Origin of the sequence: Alcaligenes parafaecalis, assembly GCF_026344135.1 — a bacterium.
GTDB classification, from domain to species: domain Bacteria; phylum Pseudomonadota; class Gammaproteobacteria; order Burkholderiales; family Burkholderiaceae_B; genus Alcaligenes; species Alcaligenes parafaecalis.
Genome location: NZ_JAPKNA010000003.1, coordinates 318976 through 340906, shown reverse-complemented (window position 1 = coordinate 340906; position 21931 = coordinate 318976). Strand labels below are relative to the sequence as shown.

The 21931-nt window shown below is 55.5% G+C and carries 21 protein-coding genes and 2 tRNA genes; 9 read left to right on the top strand and 14 right to left on the bottom strand.

Going from position 1 to position 21931, the window contains the following annotated elements; genetic code table 11:
* Positions 1–15 precede the first annotated feature (15 nt).
* The 3 genes from OSH09_RS12085 to OSH09_RS12075 all read left to right on the top strand — a co-directional run bounded on the left by OSH09_RS12085 (position 16) and on the right by OSH09_RS12075 (position 2359).
* On the top strand, positions 16–1461 hold the full coding sequence (locus OSH09_RS12085; protein ID WP_266121102.1) for a sensor histidine kinase: 1446 nt from the start codon (positions 16–18) through the stop codon (positions 1459–1461).
* A gap of 134 nt (positions 1462–1595) precedes the next feature.
* Positions 1596–1672: transfer RNA gene (locus OSH09_RS12080), tRNA-Arg, on the top strand.
* A gap of 351 nt (positions 1673–2023) precedes the next feature.
* On the top strand, positions 2024–2359 hold the full coding sequence (locus tag OSH09_RS12075) for a hypothetical protein (protein WP_266121101.1): 336 nt from the start codon (positions 2024–2026) through the stop codon (positions 2357–2359).
* A gap of 81 nt (positions 2360–2440) precedes the next feature.
* On the opposite strand, the gene OSH09_RS12070 is transcribed toward OSH09_RS12075, so the two are convergent.
* Genes OSH09_RS12070 through OSH09_RS12060 form a run of 3 tightly spaced genes read right to left on the bottom strand, consistent with a single transcriptional unit; the run spans position 2441 to position 5317 of the window.
* Positions 2441–3877, bottom strand: coding sequence for an NAD(P)(+) transhydrogenase (Re/Si-specific) subunit beta (locus tag OSH09_RS12070; protein ID WP_207873577.1), 1437 nt, complete (start codon positions 3875–3877; stop codon positions 2441–2443).
* Positions 3874–4194, bottom strand: a complete 321-nt coding sequence (locus OSH09_RS12065) for an NAD(P) transhydrogenase subunit alpha (protein WP_009457776.1) — start codon at positions 4192–4194, stop codon at positions 3874–3876. The genes OSH09_RS12070 and OSH09_RS12065 overlap by 4 nt, the downstream gene beginning before the upstream one ends.
* A 4-nt stretch (positions 4195–4198) precedes the next feature.
* On the bottom strand, positions 4199–5317 hold the full coding sequence (locus OSH09_RS12060) for an NAD(P) transhydrogenase subunit alpha (protein WP_207873576.1): 1119 nt from the start codon (positions 5315–5317) through the stop codon (positions 4199–4201).
* 702 nt (positions 5318–6019) lie between these two features.
* Here OSH09_RS12060 and OSH09_RS12055 point away from each other — a divergent pair.
* From OSH09_RS12055 to OSH09_RS12045, 3 genes are read left to right on the top strand one after another with little or no spacing between them, the layout of a single operon-like run.
* A complete protein-coding gene (locus tag OSH09_RS12055; protein ID WP_207873575.1) occupies positions 6020–7069 on the top strand; it encodes an ABC transporter ATP-binding protein in 1050 nt (349 codons plus the stop codon).
* Between the two features lie 5 nt (positions 7070–7074).
* On the top strand, positions 7075–8742 hold the full coding sequence (locus OSH09_RS12050) for an ABC transporter permease (protein ID WP_207873574.1): 1668 nt from the start codon (positions 7075–7077) through the stop codon (positions 8740–8742).
* A gap of 16 nt (positions 8743–8758) precedes the next feature.
* Positions 8759–9763: an extracellular solute-binding protein gene (locus tag OSH09_RS12045; RefSeq protein ID WP_207873573.1), complete on the top strand. Its 1005-nt coding sequence runs from the start codon at positions 8759–8761 to the stop codon at positions 9761–9763.
* 241 nt (positions 9764–10004) lie between these two features.
* Here the strand turns inward: OSH09_RS12045 and OSH09_RS12040 are convergent, their stop codons facing one another.
* Complete coding sequence (locus OSH09_RS12040) at positions 10005–10598, bottom strand: phenylacetic acid degradation protein PaaY (protein WP_035271432.1); 594 nt, start codon at positions 10596–10598, stop codon at positions 10005–10007.
* 109 nt (positions 10599–10707) lie between these two features.
* Between OSH09_RS12040 and OSH09_RS12035 the strand changes: the two genes are divergently transcribed.
* The 3 genes from OSH09_RS12035 (at position 10708) to OSH09_RS12025 (ending at position 13469) form a co-directional block, all read left to right on the top strand.
* Entirely contained in the window at positions 10708–10974 is a 267-nt protein-coding gene (locus tag OSH09_RS12035; RefSeq protein WP_207873572.1) for a hypothetical protein, read from the top strand.
* 222 nt (positions 10975–11196) lie between these two features.
* Positions 11197–12267 carry a nitrilase gene (locus OSH09_RS12030; protein WP_266121100.1) on the top strand — a complete coding sequence of 357 codons (1071 nt, stop codon included), beginning with the start codon at positions 11197–11199 and terminating at the stop codon, positions 12265–12267.
* A 218-nt stretch (positions 12268–12485) separates the two neighbouring features.
* Positions 12486–13469: an AraC-like ligand-binding domain-containing protein gene (locus OSH09_RS12025; RefSeq protein ID WP_266121099.1), complete on the top strand. Its 984-nt coding sequence runs from the start codon at positions 12486–12488 to the stop codon at positions 13467–13469.
* Here OSH09_RS12025 and OSH09_RS12020 read toward each other — a convergent pair whose 3' ends face one another.
* From OSH09_RS12020 to cysS, 10 genes are all read right to left on the bottom strand, one after another.
* Positions 13470–13829 carry a DUF4870 family protein gene (locus OSH09_RS12020; RefSeq protein ID WP_266121098.1) on the bottom strand — a complete coding sequence of 120 codons (360 nt, stop codon included), beginning with the start codon at positions 13827–13829 and terminating at the stop codon, positions 13470–13472.
* Positions 13830–13919: 90 nt separating this feature from the next.
* The gene (locus OSH09_RS12015; RefSeq protein ID WP_266121097.1) at positions 13920–14840 is read right to left on the bottom strand and encodes a prohibitin family protein; all 921 of its coding nucleotides are present in this window, start codon (positions 14838–14840) and stop codon (positions 13920–13922) included.
* Positions 14830–14970 carry a hypothetical protein gene (locus OSH09_RS12010; protein WP_266121096.1) on the bottom strand — a complete coding sequence of 47 codons (141 nt, stop codon included), beginning with the start codon at positions 14968–14970 and terminating at the stop codon, positions 14830–14832. The genes OSH09_RS12015 and OSH09_RS12010 overlap by 11 nt, the downstream gene beginning before the upstream one ends.
* A gap of 173 nt (positions 14971–15143) precedes the next feature.
* Entirely contained in the window at positions 15144–15704 is a 561-nt protein-coding gene (locus OSH09_RS12005; protein WP_266121095.1) for a hypothetical protein, read from the bottom strand.
* Between the two features lie 417 nt (positions 15705–16121).
* Positions 16122–16214 (bottom strand) — tRNA-Ser (locus OSH09_RS12000).
* Between the two features lie 60 nt (positions 16215–16274).
* Entirely contained in the window at positions 16275–17528 is a 1254-nt protein-coding gene (locus OSH09_RS11995; protein ID WP_153229374.1) for an aspartate kinase, read from the bottom strand.
* A gap of 167 nt (positions 17529–17695) precedes the next feature.
* Positions 17696–18643: a tRNA lysidine(34) synthetase TilS gene (gene tilS / locus OSH09_RS11990; RefSeq protein ID WP_376912353.1), complete on the bottom strand. Its 948-nt coding sequence runs from the start codon at positions 18641–18643 to the stop codon at positions 17696–17698.
* A gap of 130 nt (positions 18644–18773) precedes the next feature.
* Complete coding sequence (locus OSH09_RS11985) at positions 18774–19739, bottom strand: acetyl-CoA carboxylase carboxyltransferase subunit alpha (RefSeq protein WP_207873567.1); 966 nt, start codon at positions 19737–19739, stop codon at positions 18774–18776.
* 26 nt (positions 19740–19765) lie between these two features.
* Complete coding sequence (locus tag OSH09_RS11980; RefSeq protein WP_207873566.1) at positions 19766–20437, bottom strand: DNA-3-methyladenine glycosylase family protein; 672 nt, start codon at positions 20435–20437, stop codon at positions 19766–19768.
* Positions 20422–21873 carry a cysteine--tRNA ligase gene (gene cysS, locus OSH09_RS11975; protein ID WP_266121093.1) on the bottom strand — a complete coding sequence of 484 codons (1452 nt, stop codon included), beginning with the start codon at positions 21871–21873 and terminating at the stop codon, positions 20422–20424. Before cysS ends, OSH09_RS11980 begins: the two co-directional genes overlap by 16 nt.
* Positions 21874–21931: the final 58 nt, after the last annotated feature.

Here is a 21931-nt window from a genome sequence, read left to right as displayed (position 1 = left end):
GACAACAATTCAATAATGAGCAAGCTGCGCCACGCCATCTGGTTTTTTTATCCAGAACGGCTACGCAGCAAAATTACACTAGTCGTCGTCATCGGCCTGCTGATCGCCCAGATTCTGACAGGCACGATGTGGTCACAAATGCGCAGGCAAGTACTGATAGAAACGCCTGCTCGCATTGCTGCGGTGCGCTTTTCAGACTGGTATCTCTATGCCGAGTCCCAACTGGCCCACGGGCTGGAAATAGAGCCCAGCCTCCTATCCGGCGTCACAGCAACTCCTGTTAACGATGAGCTGGCCCTGAACTACCAGTCCAATATGGGCGAAGACTTCGGGCTATTCTTTGAGAAAGTCATTCAAGAACGCACCGGGGCCTGCAAGAACTTTCATCTGATTGCTGTCAACAAGGCCAGGCCGACGGAACAGGCAGGTGGCTTTGCCTTGTTCGATGCCTTTTCCCGCGAACTGAATCTGGTGGATGTGTCTTTTGTGGCCGTCTTCAAACTCTCTGACGGGCAACAGTGGCGGCTGCATGTTGTGGAGAACCAGGGCTGGAGTTCCATCGGCAATCTGCGCTTTACCTACGACTACTTTTTACGCATCTACTTCTTTCGCCTGATTCTGGTGGTCATCGCCCTGACGCTGTGTCTGAACTTCATTTTCAGACCCCTCAAGAAGCTGGAAAAAAGCGTGCTGGAAATTGATGTGAACCGAAACCAGGAGAAAATCCAGCTAGGTGGCTCCAAGGAGTTCAAACGATTGGGTGTGGCATTTAACAATATGGTCGAGCGACTGCAAAAACATATTGAAGAGCGCTCCTACTTTTTCTCGGCCGTGTCCCACGATTTGCGCACCCCCATCACTCGCCTGAAGCTGCGTGTACAAAAAGTACAGGATGAAAATCTAAGAATGAGCCTGAACCGGGACGTAGAGCAGCTCAAGCAACTGGTCAACTCCACCATGGAGCTGATGAGTTTCCAGACCTCTGAGGAAGCCTTTGCAGAAGTGGATATTGCCGCCCTGCTGACCGCCGTCAGCATCAACCGGCAGGACCTGGGGGAAAAGATCAGTCTGGCCGAGCTGGAACCGGCTATTTTGCAAATCCAGATTCAGCGCATTCGCCGCTGTCTGGAGAATTTGATCTCCAATGGCCTGCGTTACGGGCAAGCGGTTTATATTTCCGCCCAGCACAGCGCAGACAAATACATCATCACCGTGGCTGATGATGGCCCCGGCATCCCCATCGAGGAACAGGCCAAGGTCCTGCGCCCTTACTATCGCCTGGAAACATCACGCAATCGTTCTACCGGCGGCTATGGTTTGGGCCTGAGTATCTGCGATGAAGTCACCCGCGCCCATGGTGGCCGACTGGAATTTGCCCGTCAGCAAGAGCGCTTTTGCGTGCGCATCCACTTGCCCTTGGAAGGTCTCAATAAAAACATTACAAAATGCCAGGGTAAATAGGCCATCTGAAGGGCAAGACGGCCTTGCTGGCCCTGTTTTCAGCGTTTTTTCAAAAAAATTCGCATTTATTTTAAGAAAAATGCCTTTTAGACTTGTCATGCTAATAAATAGTCTGCTATAGTTTCACTTCTTTAGCGGCTGTAGCTCAGTTGGATAGAGTACTTGGCTACGAACCAAGGGGTCGTGAGTTCGAATCTTGCCAGCCGCGCCATATTCAAGTTGGTTTCTTTACCGGAATCAGCGACCAGAGTTAGAACTCGTGGGGTCAAACCCAATGGATGAGACTCTGAAAAGATCAGCCCTGATGACATCGTCATCAGGGCTTTTTCTTTGCCTGTCATTCCCTGCTCCGCGCTCTTGCCTCAAGAGGCAAGCAGATCAAAGCCGCCTCACGTAAAGCAGCACATAATAATGCGTGCATCTTCACCCCCATCCCCCTCAACAGCGGGCGGGCAAGCGGTGTAAAGTAGCGACTTTCGCCTGACGGGAAACACACAGGCCTTCAATCACTAGATAGCCTGCACAGTCTGGACGGGCTTTTTCTTAATCGACAGGATTGACCATGTTTGAGCGCACAAAACTTCTTTTGCCTTTAGCGGCCCTTCTCCTGGCCAGCGCCAATAGCTACGCCCAGGACAGCGGCCCTGCCATCCAACTGGCTCAAATGGGTGGTGCCATGCATGCCGCTGCTGAAATTTGCGGTGACTACAGCCAAGATCAACTGCAAGAGATGAAAAAACAGCAAAAGTCGTCCATTCAAAGCATGGGTTTGAGTGACGAGGATTTTGACAAAGCCTTTGACCAAGGTCTGGATCGTGGTCGTCAGGATCTGGAAAAAGCCACTGTCGAGCAACGCAACAAGATGTGCGAACAACTGCGCTCCGGCCCCAAGTTCTAAGACTCTGCACTCAACAAGAAAGCGCTCTGGCCCGCAAGGAACCAGAGCGCTTTTTACTTTCAGCGCAATGACGCGAAGGTCTTACAGCGCTTTGACCATATCCTCGATGGTCTTTTTGGCATCGCCAAACACCATCATGGTCTTGTCCATATAGAACAGCTCGTTATCCAGACCGGCATAACCGGCGGCCATGGAACGCTTGTTCACGATCACGGTTCGGGCCTTGTAGGCTTCCAGAATCGGCATGCCTGCAATCGGCGAAGCTGGATCGTTCTTGGCGGCCGGGTTGACCACGTCATTAGCACCTAGAACCAGCACCACATCGGTCTGAGCAAACTCGCTATTGATGTCGTCCATTTCAAAGACTTGCTCGTAAGGCATTTCGGCCTCAGCCAGCAGGACGTTCATATGGCCAGGCATACGACCGGCGACCGGGTGAATGGCGTAGCGCACATTCACACCCTGGCTGGTCAGCTTGTCCGACAGCTCTTTCAAAGCATGTTGAGCGCGAGCTACGGCTAAACCGTAACCAGGCACAATCACCACGGACTCGGCATTGCTCATCATGAAAGCGGCATCTTCAGCACTACCGGATTTCACTGAACGATTGCCCTGATCCGCGCCCCCCGCAGCCGCTTCCGGATTGGCACCAAAACCGCCCAGAATCACGTTGAAGAAGGCACGGTTCATCGCCTTGCACATGATGTAGGACAGAATCGCACCGGAGGAACCCACCAGCGAACCGGCAATGATCAGCATGGAGTTGTTCAGGGAGAAACCAATCCCCGCTGCCGCCCAGCCCGAATAGCTGTTCAGCATGGACACCACCACAGGCATATCCGCACCACCAATCGGGATGATCAGCATCACGCCCAACAGGAAGGACAGAGCCAGCAGCACACCAAAGGCCCACCATGCCTGAGTCGTCACAAAGATCACACCGCAAGCCAAGGCCAGCAGCCCCAGCAGCAGGTTCAGCATGTGCTGACCCTTAAAGGTGACAGGTGCGCCCTGGAACAGTCGGAACTTGTACTTGCCCGACAGCTTGCCAAACGCGATCACCGAACCAGAGAAGGTAATGGCACCGACCAGCGCGCCCAAAGCCAGCTCCACACGGTTACCCATAGGTAGACCGACCTCGGCAGAACCAATGCCAAAGGCCACGGGCTCCAGCACGACGGCAATCGCAATGGCTACTGCAGCCAGACCAATCATGCTGTGCATGAAGGCTACCAGTTCCGGCATCTTGGTCATCTCGACACGGCGAGCCATGATGGTGCCCAGCAAGCCACCAATCACCAGACCAATCAGAACCCGCAACAGGCCGGAGAGCTCTTTGCCCTCAGGAGCCAGGCTGTAGATCAGCACGGCCGTGGTCGCAATGGCCAGGGCCATCCCCACCATGCCGAACAAGTTGCCGCGACGCGAACTGGCCGGATGAGACAAGCCTTTCAGGGCCTGAATAAAACACACCGAGGCCAGCAAATAGCACAAGGTAACGGTATTCATGGAAATCATGACTGCCCTTCCTTGGGCGTATTTTTAGCGCCCTTCTTTTTGAACATTTCCAACATGCGTCGGGTAACCAGAAAGCCACCAAACACGTTTACCGAGGCCAGCGCGGTGGCAATAATGCCCATCGCCTGTGCCCAGGGGCTTTCGGTCAGCGCCGCTGCCAGCATCCCGCCCACAATAATGATGGCCGAGATGGCATTGGTCACCGCCATCAAAGGCGTATGCAAAGCGGGCGTTACAGTCCAGACCACGTGGTAACCCACGTAGATGGCCAGCACAAAGATGATCAGATTAATGACCAGGGGAGAAATAATATCCATGACTTCAGGCTCCCTGCTGTGGAAAGAGTCGTTTGCCACCCTGTACGACACGGCTGGCATTCACAATGTCGTCGTCCGCAGGGATATGCAGCTCGTCAGACTGATCCTTGAGCATCAGGCCCAGGAACTGTTGAATATTGCGTGCATACAAAGCAGACGCATCCGCCGCCACACGGGCCGGGAAGTTGGTCTCGCCCACCAGGGTCACGCCATGTTTTTCCACAATCTGATCGGCTTCAGTCAGCGCGCAGTTACCGCCACGTGCCGCCGCCAGATCCACAATCACCGAGCCGGAACGCATGGACTGCACCACTTCCTCGGCAATCAGACGCGGAGCGGGACGCCCCGGAATCAAGGCCGTGGTAATGATGACGTCGGCCTGGGCGCAACGTGCCGCCACCACCGCCGCCTGCCGTTGCAACCAGGAAGCAGGCATGGGACGGGCATAACCGCCTACCCCTTGCGCCGCTTCGCGCTCTTCGTCGGTCTCGTAGGGCACGTCAATAAACTTGCCGCCCAGAGACTCGATCTGCTCACGCGCGGCAGGACGCACATCGGAGGCTTCTACTACCGCCCCCAGACGACGTGCCGTCGCAATCGCCTGCAAGCCCGCCACACCCGCGCCCAGCACCACGACACGGGCCGCTTTGACGGTGCCCGCCGCGGTCATCATCATGGGAAAGAATCGGGGATATAAAGTGGCCGCTTTCAGCACCGCGGCATAACCCGCGATATTGGCCTGCGAGGACAGAACGTCCATGCTTTGCGCCCGCGTGGTACGCGGGATCAGCTCCAGGGCGAATGCCTGGCAGCCAGAAGAAGCCAGCTTGTCCAGACCCTCGCTCTCGTACGGGTCCAGCATGCCGACGACCACATGCTCGGCACGCAAACGCGCCGAATCAACATCAGCCGGGCCTACGACCAGCAGCACGGTGGCTTGATAAGGATCTCCTATCGTTGCCCCTGCGGCCTCGTAATCGGCATCCGAGCTGGCAATACCTTGTCCGGCTCCCGCCTCGATAATCACATCATGGCCCGCCTTGCGGTAAGCCTTGATGGTATCGGGCGTGGCCGCTACCCTCTTTTCCCCGGTCCCCCGGGGGCTTAATACACCTAGTCGCATCTTCAATCTCCAGTTAAATAACTAACTTCTATGATCTCTGACGACATGCATTACCCGGATGTGGGTGGATCTCTCAACGAAACAGGCGCCACGCCTTTACTGATGGACTAGCCAGCGGCACCGCTCGGATCTACGCCAACAACCACTCCGGCCCGGTGTGTGTTTCATCACAACACCGGAACACCATCTACAAATTCGGATGCGCAAGTACAGGCGTGTTCCACGCCTGATTAAACAGGATGAAAACCTGCTCTTTTATGTCCCTCTCCCATTCCCGCGCCCTGCAAGAAACTATCATTCTTTTTGGAACTCACTATAAGGGCCTTTATTTGACACAAGAAACCCCGGCCCGCACTAGACCGCTTTAGCGGAAAAAGCAAGACACATTACTACCACCTGATTATCGCAATATGATGCTTGTCCAACGAATTTTTTTTTGCTTGGTCACTGGGCAAGACCGGCCAGATCAGCCTTTGGGCTGGACTTAGACGCCTGATAATTAAAACTACAAGCATTGGCCTGCTGCTAAGATAGCAACTTCCTATAAAACTTGTCATTAACTTGTAATTAATGTTCGTGTTCACGCCACAGTGATGTTTGCGTCACTAATGGCCGCTGAACCACTTCTTTTTAAAGCCTAGGCAACCGCCCCCTTGATGCGCGGTTTACCTGCACTATTCAGTCCCAGGCTGATCTATCCCCATGGCAGAAATCCACATCGATCACGTAGTTAAACGCTACGGCAGCAATACCATCATCAATGAACTGAGCCTGCAAATCCGGCATGGCGAGTTCTTCACTTTATTAGGGCCCAGCGGCTGTGGAAAAACCACCTTGCTGCGCATGATTGCCGGTTTCATCATCCCCGATGAAGGCCGCCTGTTTCTGGACAAGGAAGACATTACCTACCTGCCCGCCCACAAGCGCGAGACCGGCATGGTGTTCCAGGACTACGCCCTGTTCCCCGATAAAACCGTGTTTGACAATGTGGCTTATGGCTTGCGGATTCGCAAGGTCAGCAGCAGCGATATCAAGAAAAAAGTAGCCTACATCCTGGACCGCGTGGAACTGGGCGGCATGGGCGAGCGTTACCCGGCAGAACTGTCCGGCGGCCAGCGCCAGCGTGTGGCCCTGGCCCGCGCCCTGGTTATCGAGCCCCGCGTTCTACTGATGGATGAGCCCCTGTCCAACCTGGATGCCAAGCTGCGTATTCAGATGCGCCAGGTGATTCGTGAGTTGCAACAGGAATCCAACATCACGGCGATTTTTGTGACGCATGACCAGGAAGAAGCCCTGTCCATGTCGGACCGCATTGCTTTGCTGCGTCAGGGCCGTATCGACCAGCTCGATACCCCCGAAGCCATGTACGCCACCCCACGCACCGCCTATGCCGCCGACTTTATTGGTGCTGCCAACCTGATCGACACCCTGGGCGTGCATGTGGAAGCGGGCCACACCACCGTCAGCATTGCGGGCGGACACATTCTGGTGAACAACTTGCCTCCTGCTGGCCAAGTGCTGCTGGCGGCGCGTCCTGAAAACATCACCCTGCATACCGAAGCCCAGGCAGGCAGCATTCCTGCCCAGGTCGTCGCCCGCCAGTACCTGGGTACCAAAACGGCATACAGCCTGAAATTGAACGACGGCAAACAAATCATTGTCGACGTTGCTGCCGCCCAGGACCCGCATCTGTCTGCAGGCAGCTCGGTCAACCTGAGCTTCAGCCCTGAATGTCGTCTGGTCGAGGCGTAAGACCCATGGCTATTGCTGCAAGACCCCTGGCCCTTCGCTCCCCCTGGTTTCTGCCCGCCCTGGTTTGTCTGGTGGTGCTGTTCTTCTGGGTCGTCTGGCCACTCGCCTCTCTGTTCTATCAAAGCATTATCGACCCGGCCTCGGGCCGACCCAGCTTGCACGGCTTTGAAACTTTCTTTAGCGATCCGCGCTACGTAGAAGCCTTCTTCAACACCATCAAGCTGGGGCTGATCTCCACCATCGGGACGCTGTTGCTGGGTGCTCCGCTGGCCTATGTGGTGGCCCGCTACGACTTCCCCGGCAAGGCCATTGTGGCGATTTTGCCGCTGACCACGATTGTGCTGCCGGACATCATCGTCTCGCAGGCCTGGCTGATGTTGCTGGGTAATAACGGCGTGGTACGTCTGGCGCTGGAAAGCATCGGGATTGATCTGCCCAGCTTCTATGGCTGGTTCGGCATGTCCTACGTACTGATCCTGAACGATTACACCTACGTGTATATCGGCATGCTGGCTGCGCTGAAAGCCATTGACGGCACGCTGGAAGAAGCCGCCGTGAACCTGGGTGCCAGCAACTTCAAGCGGGCGCTGAGCGTGACCTTCCCGGTGTTGATGCCTGCCCTGCTGGTCAATGCCATGATTGTGTTCACGCTGGCCGTGGACAACTTCTCCATCCCCATGATTCTGGGCGGTCAGGTTGATGTCCTGTCCTCGCTGACCTACACCACTTTCCTGTCCGAGATGAGCGGCAACCCCACCATGCAAGGTGTGCTGGCCGTGGTGTCCGTGATTCTGGTCGGTGCGGTGCTGTTCATTCAGAAGCGGGTACTGGAGCGCAAGACCTTCCAGATGCAGCAAGGCCGTGCACCACGCCCGGTTCGTGCTCAAGGTCTGGCCGGTATCTTGCTGACCGTGGGTGCCGTTCTGTTTGTGACTTTCTCGCTGATTCCGGCCTTTATCGTGTTGATTGGTGCCTTCACCAAAGCCAGCGGCCCGGTCATGCAATACGGTACCTTCACCTTGGACAATATGGAGCGTGCCCTGCGCTACGCCCCTGAACCCATCCTGAACTCGCTGATGCTGGCCAGTGTGGCCACCATTGCAGGCACCTGCTTTGCGACCGTATGTAGCTACCTGATCGTGAAGAAACGCCTGTTCGTGGTAACAGCCCTGGACTATATGGTGATGCTGCCCCTGGCCATTTCCGGCACGGTGCTGGGTATTGCCCTGATTCAGACCTACAACAGCGGCATGCTGGTGCTGACCGGCACCTGGGTGATCATGGCCGGTGCGTACTTTGTGCGTAAAGTGCCCTTCTCCATCCGCTCGGCTTCGGCCTCGCTCTACAACATTCCCGACTCTATCGAAGAGGCCTCCATCAATCTGGGTGTCAGTCCCTTCCAGAGTTTCTTCAAAGTTGTTCTGCCCTTGATGAAGCCCGCCATTCTGGGCGCGGCCATTCTGATGTGGGTGACTTCGCTGGCTGAAATTTCCGCCACTATCGTGCTGTATTACGGTGGTATGGAGACCATGCCCATCCAGATGTTCCGTCAGATCGACGCTGGCTTTCTGGCCCGCGCGTCGGCTTACGGGGTGATCTTGATGGTCGTGATTCTGGTGCCGATTTATCTGGCTATCCGTTTTCTCAAGCTGGATCTGTTTTCCAGCCGCTAATCTAAAAAGGCTCACTATGCTGACTACACGTTTTCTGAAAACTGGTCTGGCACTCTCCCTCAGTGTCGGCGCCCTGTCTCTGTCCGGTACCGCTCTGGCCGCCAATGCAGTGATGTACACCCCGAACAATGTGCAAACCATTGATACGGCGCTGGAAATCGCTCGCAAGACGGCTTCTGACCTGTCCATTCAACAAGTGACCTCGGGCGCTGGCGCCTTGATGAAGCGTATCGAAGCCGAATCACAAAACCCGCTGGGTGATGTGGTCTGGGGCACTGGCTACGGCACCATGGCCGCTTTCCAGCAGAACTTCGAGGCTTACGAATCGCCCGAGAACAAGGCCATTCCTGAAGCCTTCCACGGCAAGGACAGCCTGTGGACCAGCTCCAATGCCCACGTCATGGTCATCATGGCCAACGACCGCCAACTGAAAGGCCTGGCCGCTCCCAAGACCTGGTCCGACCTGTTTGATCCGCAGTGGAAAGGCAAAGTCATTATTGGTGACCCAGCCTCGTCGGGCAGTGCTTACGACCAGGTTTACGGCATCTACCAACTGTACGGCGCTGAAGGCCTGCAAAAGCTGGCAGCCAACGTGATCGTGTCCAAGAGCTCGGGCCAGGTTTACAAGAGCGTGGCTAACGGTGAATACCCCTTGGGCGTGACCATGGAATACGCGGCTTACGCTTACGTGGCTGGTGGCCAGAAAGGCATTGAGCTGATCTATCCTGAAGACGGTACTTTCATCGCCCCTGAAGGCGTGGCTGTGATCAAGAACCCCAAGAACGGTCAGGAAGCGGCCCGCAAGCTGGTCGACGTTCTACTGTCCAAAGAAGTCCAGGAAGCTGAGCTGGTTGAGAACTTCCGCCGTCCTACCCGCAGCGACATCAATGTGGCCGAGCTGACCAAGTTGCCTAACCTGGATCAGATCAAAGTTGCCAATATTGATCCTTTGAAAGCCGCTGCCGAGTACGAAACCGTGATCGCAGCCTGGAAACAAGCCTTGACTGCGGCTGGCAAATAAGCAGGACAGGTTCGGAGTCGAACAGCAATGTGAGGAGGGCCTATACCGCCCTCCTGCTGATCAGCACTGAATAGAAAAACCCCTTGATGCTGGATTCTCATCCGGCCCTCAAGGGGTTTTTTATTGCCTGGAATACGCGGGCAGAACTTGCGTCTGGCTGCACCTATCAAGCGTATCTCGACCGTCTTCACGACCAAACTGCACTACGCAGACAAGCAGCCTGAAGATAAACAGAGCAGCCTTATTTATCCACCGGATAAATCTGATCTTCACGCAAACGCGGGCGGTCCGCTTCCACTTCCGTCAAAGGCTCCACGCGCTGCATCGTTGCCAGGGAACGCTGAGCCAGACGCTGGTACATGCGCGTACCGAAGAATTTGCCATCAATGGCTTTCTGATCCAGCTCTTTGACAACGGTAGCCGGGGAACCCGCCACCAGACTGCGAGGTGGCACCTGCATGCCTTTCTTCACAAAAGCCATCGCACCGATAATGCTGTCTGCACCAATATCTGCCGCATCCATCACCACGGCATTCATACCCACCAGCACATTACGGCCAATGACGCAGCCGTGCAGCACGGCACCATGTCCAACGTGCCCGTCTTCGTGCACGACGGTGTCCTGATAAGGCGTCCCGTGGATGACACAGGTGTCCTGGATATTAGAACCGGCCTTCATGATGATGCGGCCAAAGTCTCCGCGCAGACTGGCCAGGGGGCCGATATATACACCCTCGCCAATAATGACGTCACCAATCAGTACAGCGGTAGGATGAACATAGGCCGTGGGATGAACCACGGGCACCAGGCCATCAATAGAATAAATATTTTGCATACCTGCCTCGTCCAAAGCCTGCACCCAGCCGACCAACCACCCGGCCAAAAATACGATCATAGCTGCTACAGACCGATATAATGCGCCGTCCCCTTTCTTTTTGCATCCTATGAGCATGTTGTATTACTGGCTGGCTTTTTCCCTGGGCATGGTGTTTTACGCTGCCTACCTGTCCCAGTCCTTTCTGCTGTCGCAAGGCATGATCTACATGAAGGAAAAAGATCAATCGCCGTCTTTGCTCTGGCTGTTCACCCGCCTGATCGGTTTTATCCTGCGCACGATTCCCAGCCTGCTGATGCGGCCTGTGCCCCTGATCCTGTGGGTTGTTGGCCTTGGGCTGACGGTGCAATACAGTTTTTCCCTGCAGCCGGTCTGAGCAAGCAGATACCCTTTAGCAGAACACTCCCCTGAGCCTGGGCCACGTCCCTCTGGCTCCTTTTCTGGCCCCTGCGCTTGCGTCTCTCAGTCAAGCATTCTGCGCCTGCCAGTCAATTCACCAGCAACGCCCCCTCCTACACTGACGCAAACCATCAAGGCCGTGCACCTGATCTGCACGGTCTAGCGATCAGGATCGCGGATACCGCGACACGGAGGATGTATGCAGACAAGAAAAATCGTCAGGGCAGCAGCGGTACAAGCGGCCTCCCCCAACTACGATCTGGCCGTCGGCGTTGACAAGACTATTGAGCTGGCTCGCCAGGCTCGCGATGAAGGCTGCGACCTGATCGTGTTTGGTGAAACCTGGCTGCCTGGCTACCCTTTTCATGTGTGGCTGGGAGCCCCAGCCTGGTCCCTGAAGTACAGCGCACGCTACTTTGCCAACTCGCTGTCGCTAGACAGCGCCGAGTTCCGACGCATTGCAGAAGCTGCACGTAGCCTGGGCATCTTCATTGCCCTGGGCTATAGCGAGCGCAGCGGCGGCAGCCTGTATCTGGGCCAATGCCTGATCGACGACAAGGGCGAAATGCTGTGGTCGCGTCGCAAGCTAAAACCCACGCATGTAGAACGCACCGTCTTCGGTGAGGGCTATGCCCGTGACCTGATTGTGTCCGACACTGAACTAGGCCGAGTCGGCGCCCTGTGCTGCTGGGAGCATTTGTCCCCCTTGAGCAAATACGCGCTGTACTCCCAGCATGAAGCCATTCACCTGGCCGCCTGGCCCTCGTTTTCGCTGTACAGCGATCAGGCCCATGCTCTTAGCGCCAAGGTAAACATGGCTGCCTCGCAAATCTATTCGGTGGAAGGTCAGTGTTTTACCATCGCGGCCAGCAGCGTAGTCACCCAAGAGACGCTGGATATGCTGGAAGTGGGTGAGCACAATGCGGATTTGCTGAAAGTCGGTGGCGGCAGCTCCATGATTTTTGCCCCCGATGGGCGCACGCTGGCTCCCTATCTGCCACATGATGCGGAAGGCTTGATCATTGCCGACCTGAACATGGAAGAAATTGTCTACGCCAAGGCCATTAACGACCCTGTCGGGCACTACTCCAAACCCGAAGCGACTCGACTGATACTGGATTTGGGGCATCGCGAGCCCATGACTCGTATGCATTCAAAAAGCGTACTCAAAGCGGAAACCCCGGATACGCCCATACAGAATGCCAGCGTTCAAATCACAGGCAATCAGCCTCAAGGTATGGACCACATGCTGCTGCAAGAACCGTCTTAAGCTCCAGCACAGCAGGTCCAAACAGACCCACTAACGGCCCTCCTCTTCACGGCGCCTTCCCGACCAGATGCATCAGTCCGATGTCCTGGTCGGAAAATATCGTCACCTGGCGCTCGTTCTGGTCTGGCTCAACCCGCAGATCTTGCCCGATACTTAGTCGGATCGGCTGATGGCAGCCCTTGCCATCAGTCTTGGGATCCAAGACGGAGAGGTCATCAATGGAGCAATGGTCCACCACGGCAGTTCCCGCCATCCGGCGAGCGCCCTACTGGATAGAGGCGGTCAACCAGGCGTATGTGCAACTGGAATGTGCCGTCCCCCACCGCTCCTCAGACCCGTTTTTTGGTGCTATCACACGCCGGGAGCTGGCAGAGGTGAACCTGTCGCACATCACCTCGACCGCCCAAACCGTACTGCGTACCCCGCAGCAAATCTCCAAAGCATCAGAAGATGTTTTTCTGCTCAGTATTCAATTAGCCGGAGCGGGTCAACTGGTTCAGGATCAAAAAATTGCACGCCTGAAGCCCGGCGAGTTGGCCCTGTACGATTCCACACGGCCTTACGAGCTCTTGTTTGACCATCACTTTGAGCAGTACGTGCTCTCTTTGCCCGGCTCACTCTTACGCAAACGATTGCGCAATGCCGAGGACATGACAGCCTGCAAAATCACCACGGCTCAATCGGGGACGGCGCGACTGCTCTCCCGAATGATCACCGAGCTGATGGACAGCCCGCCGGCTGGCGGACCTATTGTGGACATGGCCGTGGCTGATGGTCTGCTCAGCATTCTGGTGGCGACACTAGCCGAGAATATGGGCAGCCTGTCTTTGCAGGACGAAAGTGTTTCGCTACGATGCGACAGGATCAAAGCCTACGTGCTGGAAAACCTGCGCGATCCGGAGTTGAGTATCAGCAAAATCGCCAAGCGTCTGAACCTGACGACCAGCACAGTTCATAGAGCCTGGGAAGGCGAACCGGACACATTGAGCAAGTGGATTTGGTCCATGCGCCTGAAAGGGGCGGAGCAAGATTTGCACCGTCTGGCTTGCTCTGACAAGACCATCACAGAAATTGCGTATCACTGGGGTTTCAGCAGCTCTGCCCATTTCAGCCGGGCATTTCGGCAGCACTTCGGGGTGCCACCTAAAGAGGCCCGCGCAGGACGGCGGGCCCTTTTTCAGGCGGATTCCAAGCCTAGCTAATCAGGCAATAGCCTTACCATCATTCAAGGCCAGCAGGCCTTTGATCAAGCGGTACAAAATCCACACGCCCACAATCGCGATGGTCACAAAACCGACCAGAATTGCCATCAGCAAGAAGGACACAGCAACACCTACAAAGCCCCACCAGAAGGTGCGGATCTGCCAGTCAAAGTGAGACTCCAGAAATGTCCCCCGAACTTCATCGCGCTTGATGTAGTTGATGATGATGGCCACCAAGGCGGTGATGCCGCCAAACATGGACAGAATGTACAGCGCGTAAATGATAAGCGTCAGATTACGCAGGCTGACCATTTGGTTTGTACCCTCGCCTTGTGGAACAGGGTTCATATCCTCATTCATCCGTATTACTCCTTGGAAAACAAACGGTAGCGTTACGTGTGCCATAACGCTACCGAAGAAAACCTGCTCAGGTCAGTGACTGCTTAGAGATTAACGCAGTCCAATAAATGGCATGGCGGAACCGGGAACCAGACTTTCTGGCAACTTGCCGTCCCATTTCTCCACTGCATTCAAATTGACCAGATTGGTGTTCTGGGCCAATGCCTGGGCCTTGGCAGAAATTGCCTTGGCTTCGGCGTCACCGCGCAGGCGAATACCGTCGGCTTCGGCCATGTAGCGTTCGCGCTGAGCACGGGCTTCGGCTTCAGCCTGAACCACCTTGATTTCAGCCTGAATGGAAGCAGTTTCCTTTTGCTGGCGAGTGGTTTCAATTTGAACCTGGGCCAACATACGGTTTTCAATCGACTGCTCGTAAGCCTTGGAAAAAGAGACTTCCTCAACCTGCACGCCCATCATCTGCAAAGGAGCCGACTCCAAGGTTACGCGCATGGCTTCATTGATGTCAGCCCCCAGCTTCTCGCGATTCTGAATGGACTGAGCAGCCGTGTACTTACCGAACACGTTCTTGATCACATCCAGAGCTTTACGCTCCAGCAAACGGGCTTCCAGGGCTTCCAGCGAACCGTACTCGGAGTACAACTGGGCCACATCGGTTTCAGGCACGCGGTACGTTACCGACGCCACCATAGAAGCGGACTGCTGGTCGAAACTATACGCTTCAAGCTGCATGCGAACTGTGTGATCACGTACCGAAATTGTGCGTACTGTATCAAAGAACGGCACTTTAAAGTCCAGGCCAGGTTCCGCCACGCGGACCAATTTACCGTTACGCAGCACAACACCGCGCTCGCCCTGGTCTACCTGCAAGAAAGAGCCCATGGAGGCCACAATCAGGATCAAGAAAATAACAACCGCACTCACCAGGAACGCCAGTCCCTTGGAGTAAGTGCCGCCACCTGCCGGTTTGGACCCAGCGGCCAGTTTCATTAAAGGGTTTTTATCAGTGCTCATCACGGCTTCCTTTACGTGGCTGTTGCGCCCTGTCTTTTTGTTGACGACGCTCAACCATCAGTTGCCGTATGCCTTTGGCAATTAGGTAGGCCAATACCGCAGCCCCTAACAAAATCAAGATGATACGCATGACGCTCCAGTCTTCCCACTAGATTTCAATTAGACGGCAATTATCCCCGATTCCTTCTGTCATGCTCAGAAAAGAAGCGTCAAATTATGACAAATGGACAATATTGCTGGTAACAAAATCTAAACAAGCGCTCTTGCAGCGCCTGATGCTAGTAAACAGCCTGCCTGACTGCCTTATTCAAGGGAGGCCAGAGCTGCATCCAGCTCGGCTAAATGTGCTTGTACGGGAGGCACGTCGCTACGGGTCGCAATCAAGCGCAGGATATGATTCTTGCTGGCCTGAAAGGTGCGCATCAATTGCTCCAGCTCGGCCGTGGAATATTGACGGGCGTTGTCACGCAAGGCCACTTCCAGGGCGTCCAGTTGCTCATAGACCGAGTCCAGATCTTCGCGCTCCTGAATATAGAGACGAGTCAGCCAGATCTGCTGGCCCAGGCTGTTCCATTGATCCAGGCCGGCAAAGCCATGCTTTTGCGTCAGGCTGTTCAATTGGCGGTACAGGTCCGAGCCACGCTCCATCTGAGCCACATCCAGCATGGGCGGCAAACCGTCTGGCAGGCCACCATCCCACACCGGCTCACTACGTTCTACAGTTTGCAGAACGGGCAAGATATCACGCAGGCTTTGCACATAACGAGTTACGACCTGCTCATCTAAGGCCAGCTCAGTCGAAGACGCTAAAAACGGCAGGCCCATCAAGGCGATGCCACAGATACAGAGGACTCGTTTAATCATCGCTCGCCCTAAAAAACAAGACTACAGTCTTGAACGACGCAAAACACATTGTTTGATTGTAAGCACGGGACTCGTTGCTTTTCTTTGCCTGTGCCAAAAACAACACAGCTTTTTCAATCTTCAACAGTCTTGAGTTGAAAAGCCTTGCGCTCTGGAAATTACGTGTCGTTTTAAACGACTGCCATGAAGATTGTGTCGCGCTCAGGCGAGCCTGCGTGGACAGGGATAAAAAAGTAACAAATATTTTTTTTTCTTGTACTTGAAGAGGCCACAACCCTAGCCAAATGGCGCTACATGTTCACTGATGATGCCCATAATTTCAAAACACCGACCGCATGCAAACGGTCCAAGCGACAGCTGACAAAGTAACAGGCAATAAAAAAGCCCTTGAAAACAAGGGCTTAATTATTTTCTAGCTGGCGGAGACGGAGGGATTCGAACCCTCGATACGGGTATAAGCCGTATGCTCCCTTAGCAGGGGAGTACCTTCAACCTCTCGGCCACGTCTCCAGCTCTAGGAAAGAAGCTACTATAGCATTTATAAAAAACCAATGCAAATAGCAAAAGGGATTATTTTTCCTGATCCAGCTCGAAAGTCTTGTGCAGAGCACGTACAGCCAATTCCATGTATTTGTCGGCAATGATGACCGAGGTCTTGATCTCGCTGGTGCTGATCATCTGGATGTTGATGCCCTCTTCGGACAAGGCACGGAACATGGAGCTGGCGATGCCAGCGTGGTTACGCATGCCGATACCGACGATGGACACTTTGCACACGGCTTCGTCAAACACGATTTCGCCAGCGCCCACAGCAGGACCGACCTGGTTCATCAACAATTCCTTGGTGCGCAGCGCGTCATTACGGCTGACGGTAAAGGAAAAGTCTGTAGTGCCTTGAACCGACAGGTTCTGCAAAATCATGTCGACTTCGATGTTGGCCGCTGCGATGGGGCCCAGAATGGAATAGGCCACGCCGGGGGTGTCGGGTACGGCACGCAGGGTGAACTTGGCTTCATCACGGCTGAAGGCGATGCCAGAGACAACGGCAGCTTCCATTTTTTGGTCTTCCTCGAAAGTAATCAGCGTGCCCGAAGACATTTCTTCTTCGAGCGGAATCATGGGGTCGGTCATGGAGGACAAGACGCGCACAGGCACCTTGTACTTGCCAGCAAATTCCACGGACCGGATTTGAAGAACTTTGGAGCCCAAAGAGGCCATTTCCAGCATTTCTTCAAAGGACAGCACTTTCATGCGACGGGCTTCTGGAACCACGCGCGGGTCAGTCGTGTAGACACCATCCACATCGGTATAGATCAGGCATTCGCTGGCCTTCATGGCAGCGGCAACAGCCACCGCGGAAGTGTCCGAACCACCACGACCCAGGGTCGTGATATTACCTTCATCATCCACACCCTGGAAGCCGGTCACAACGACCACACGGCCTGCGTCCAGATCCTGGCGAATGCGGGTGTCATCAATAGAACTAATGCGGGCACGTGTATAGGCATTGTCGGTCTTGACGGGAACTTGCCAACCGGCGTAGCTGCGGGCGGGAACGCCCTGGGCAGCCAAAGCCATGGCCAACAAAGCGCTACTGGCTTGTTCGCCCGTGGCAGCCAGCATATCCAGCTCACGCGGATCAGGCTGAATGCTCAGTTCTTTGGCCAGGCCTAGCAAACGGTTGGTTTCACCGGACATGGCCGAAGGAACCACCACAACTTGGTGCCCGGCGGCATGCCATTTGGCAACCCGACGCGCCACATTCTGGATGCGCTCGATCGAGCCCATCGACGTGCCGCCATATTTATGTACGATCAGGGACATCTTTTACTCTGCATCAAAGGGCTAAGGTCTGGGATAGACACAAAACCCAACTATTCTAACGACTTTCTGTGCCCCAAGCGCAGGCTCTACCACATGCCAGCGCAAAAAAACACATACTTTGTCGACTCAACACCATAGCCCACGCTCCTGCCACAGGCCACCCGAAACTACTTACTTGCTTGATCGGTCTTCAGACCGTCTTTCTGACTGATCGAATCCACCGATTCAATCTGCACCCGACCCCGCACACAGCGGATCAGGTTTTGTCCATGTTTCCAGATCAGATTTCTGTCGTGACCCTGGGCGTGTACGCTGCGCAACTGGCGTAATAATTCCGCCAAACGCGCCTGAGTAGGCAGGCCAGCGCCCTGCTCTTGCAACCAATAACGGATCACCATGCTTTGTCGGGCAGGCTCCAACTGACGCCAGGCGCTCAAGCTGAAGCTGCGTCCGGTCTCATCCGCTTGCAACGTCAGCCAGTCCTGACCAGCCACGCTATCCAATACATCCTGTGTTTCCCGGCTTAGCTGCGCCTGACGTTGCAGACGGCCCTGCCAACCCGGCCAGCGGGCATCCAGCACAGGCGTGAGCAAATCGCGCACTGCGCCACGGGTGTAGTCGGGATTGATATTGGTGGGGTCTTGTACCGCGTGCCAGCCAGTGGCAAGGGCAAAGTCATGGCTGGCTTGAAGAATGCGAGATCGCGGTTGATCCAGCCAAGGTCGCCAGTAATCAAGATGATCGCGCTGCATATGCGGTGCCATCGCACCCAGGCCGGTGATTCCCGTGCCACGCAGCAAACGCATCAAGACAGTTTCGGCCTGATCATCCTGATGATGGGCCAGCAGCACATGCTGCAAACCAGCAAACTGCGCCAGTTCTGCCAAACCTTGATAGCGGGCATCCCGCGCCGCTGATTCCATACCATCGGCACTCAAGCTGCGAGACTGCACCTGCACTCGCAAACTGTGACAGGGCCGCTGCAAGCGGGCCGCCAGGTCATGCACATGCCATTGCCACTGATCGGCAAGGGCCTGCAGGCCATGATGGATATGAAAAAAATGAAGTGTGACTTTGCGGCGGCTGGCCCAGAGATGGGCATGTACCGCCAGCATTGCCGAGTCCGCACCACCACTTAAGGCGACGGCGACGCTATCGCCGTTTTTAAAACTTAGGTGGTGATCAAGCGCCTCCAGCAGCAGGGGTGAGGGGCTAAAGCCCCCCAACTGACTGGAAGGCAGAGGATCAGGCACGAACTTCCTGATAACGACCGTAGGCCAAGAGGCGTTCCATACGCTGCGCCAGCAGTTGTTCGGTAGTCAGGCCCGAGACCTGACGCAGGGCGTCGGCCAGGGCACGGCCCAATTGACGCGCCATCATGGTGGGGTCGCGATGTGCGCCACCGATAGGCTCGTTAATCACGCGATCAACCAGACCCAGTTCTTTCAGACGAGGTGCGGTAATGGCCAGGGCTTCAGCCGCCACAGGCGCCTTGTCCGCGCTGCGCCACAGAATCGAAGCACAACCTTCGGGCGAGATCACGGCGTAGGTGGAGTATTGCAGCATGGAGACCACGTCACCCACGGCAATTGCCAAAGCACCGCCCGAACCGCCTTCACCAATAATGGTGGAGATGATAGGTACACGCAGCTTGGCCATGGCAAACAGGTTGTGGCCAATCGCTTCGGACTGGCCGCGTTCTTCCGCGCCGATACCAGGGTAGGCACCGGGGGTGTCCACAAAGGTGAAAACGGGGATACCGAATTTTTCAGCCAGAGTCATCAGGCGCAGGGCCTTGCGGTAGCCCTCCGGGCGCGGCATGCCGAAGTTGCGACGGGCGCGCTCTTTGGTATCACGGCCTTTCTGGTGACCAATGACCATGCACGGTGTGCCGTTGAAACGGGCCAGACCACCCACAATTGCCAGGTCGTCCGCATACATGCGATCGCCATGCAGCTCGTGGAAGTCCGAGAAGATCTGGTTTACATAGTCCAGTGTGTATGGACGTTGTGGATGGCGAGCAACCAGGGCCGTTTGCCAGGGCGTGAGCTTGGCGTAAATGTTCTTGGCCAACGTCTGGCTTTTCTGCTGCAGACGGCTGAGCTCCTCTGAAATATCCACAGCGGAATCAGATTGCACATAGCGGAGCTCTTCGATTTTGCCTTCGAGCTCGGCCAAAGGCTGCTCAAATTCCAGGAATGTATTTCGCATGTCGGTTCTTAAGGTTTAGGCCTAATTTAGTATCGTACCGCAACTGTGTTCAGACTGCGCCACAGATGCCAGGTAGCCACCGTGCACCACGGTGCCCACGCTTGAGCAACTTCACGCGCCTCGAACCGGGAGACCGGTTCGCCGCTGAAATAGTGCTGAGAGATTGCCTTGAGCAGGCCCGCATCATCCAAAGGGAGAACATCGGGTCTGTGCAAGTTGAAAATCAGAAACATATCTGCCGTCCAGCGACCCACGCCACGAATGGCGCACAGGTCTGCAATGACAGCCTCGTCAGACAGGGATTGCCATGCCTGGGGGTCGATTTTACGAGCATCAAAGTGTGCCGCCAAATCAACAATGTACTCGGCTTTGCGTTTGGGCAGACCAAAGCCATTTAGCGCCTCGTGCCCCAGCTCCAGAATAAGCTCGGGCGACAGGGCTTGCCCGCAGCCGTCCAGCAGCTTGCGCCAAAGCTGGTCCGCCGTACGCGAAGCCAGTTGCTGGCCCACGATGGAGCGCACCAAAGTGGTGAAGGCCGGGGCCTGATGTTGCAGCCAGTAATCGCCGTGCTGGGGAATGAGCTTGCGCAGGATACGGTCGCGCTTCATCAACTGGGCGCACGCGTCGTCCCAGTAATCAGGTTTGCCCACCAAACGAACTTGAGGGCCGGATTGAACGCCGCTTAGGCCCTGCGCCATTGTGTTGCTCCACCTGGCCGGTCTTCCAGCTCAACGCCCTGCTCTTTAAGCTGCTCGCGAATCGCGTCGGCGCGCGCGAAGTCGCGGTTCTGTTTGGCCTGTGCACGCTCGGCCAGCAATTCGTCGATCTGGGTGTCGCTCAAGGAATCAGCACCAGCCACGCTGGCCGCCTGGCCAAAACGTGTGCTGGCGCGCCAGTAGACGGCAGGGTCCACTTGCAGAAGACCAATCACGGCACCCAAGGCACGCATCAAACCGGCAGCCTGCGCATCCTTGTCGCGGTTGGCTTGACCAGCCAGCTCGAACAGAACGGCAACAGCACCAGCGGTATTGAAATCGTCGTTCATGGCTTCGGCAAAAGCCAAAGCAGGGCCTTGAGTCCAATCGATTTGGACTTCGGCGGCAGGAACGTGTTGAAGGGTCTGATATAGACGGTCCAGCGCTTGCTGAGCATCGCGCAGATTGTCTGGCGCGTAGTTCTGCATGCTGCGGTAATGGTTGCGCACAATAAAGAAGCGCAGCATTTCCGCCTCACGCGGATTGGCGGTGTAGTTGCTTTCTTCGTCGACCAGACCATCGGGAGCCACGGTATCGCGAATACGGCGGAAGTTGCCCAGAGACTTGGACATTTTTTCCGAGTCCACCATCAAGGGACCGCAGTGCATCCAGACATTGGCCAACTGACCGCCAAACGCGCCTTCCGTTTGAGCAATTTCGTTTTCGTGATGGGGGAACTTCAAGTCCGGGCCACCACCATGAATATCCAGCGGCAAACCCAGCAGGGCTTTGCTCATGGCCGAACATTCAATATGCCAGCCTGGACGACCCAGACCGTAGGAGGACTCCCATTTGGACTCGGCGGGCTCTTCTTCTTTGGCCGATTTCCACAGCACAAAATCCAGAGGATCGCGCTTGGCCGAATTCAGGGCGACACGCTCACCAGCACGCAAATCGTCCAGAGAACGACCCGACAATTTGCCGTAGCCGGGGAACTGACGCACAGCGTAGTTCACATCACCGTCTTCGGACTGATAGGCCAGGCCGTTTTCTTCCAGCTTGGCAATAATGCCCAGCATATCGGGGACGTGCTGCGTGGCACGCGGCTCTGAATCCGGGCTTTGTACACCCAATGCCTTTTCGTCGGCATGCATGGCATCAATATAGAAGTCCGTGACTTCAGACATGAGCTGCCCGCGCTCGACGGCACGGCGGATGATCTTGTCATCAATATCGGTAATGTTGCGTACATAGGAGACGCGATAGCCGCTCGCTCGCAACCAGCGCTGCACGATGTCAAAGCTGACCAGCATGCGGGCGTGTCCCAGGTGACAGAAGTCGTACACCGTCATGCCACAGACGTACATACGTACGTGGCCCGGTTCAACCGGAGAAAACACCTCTTTAGAGCGTGATAACGAGTTATAAATGCGCAACATGGCCTGTAATCGTCATAAAATCGGAACCTTGTGCCAGAACGATTGCCCTTGGCTTAGG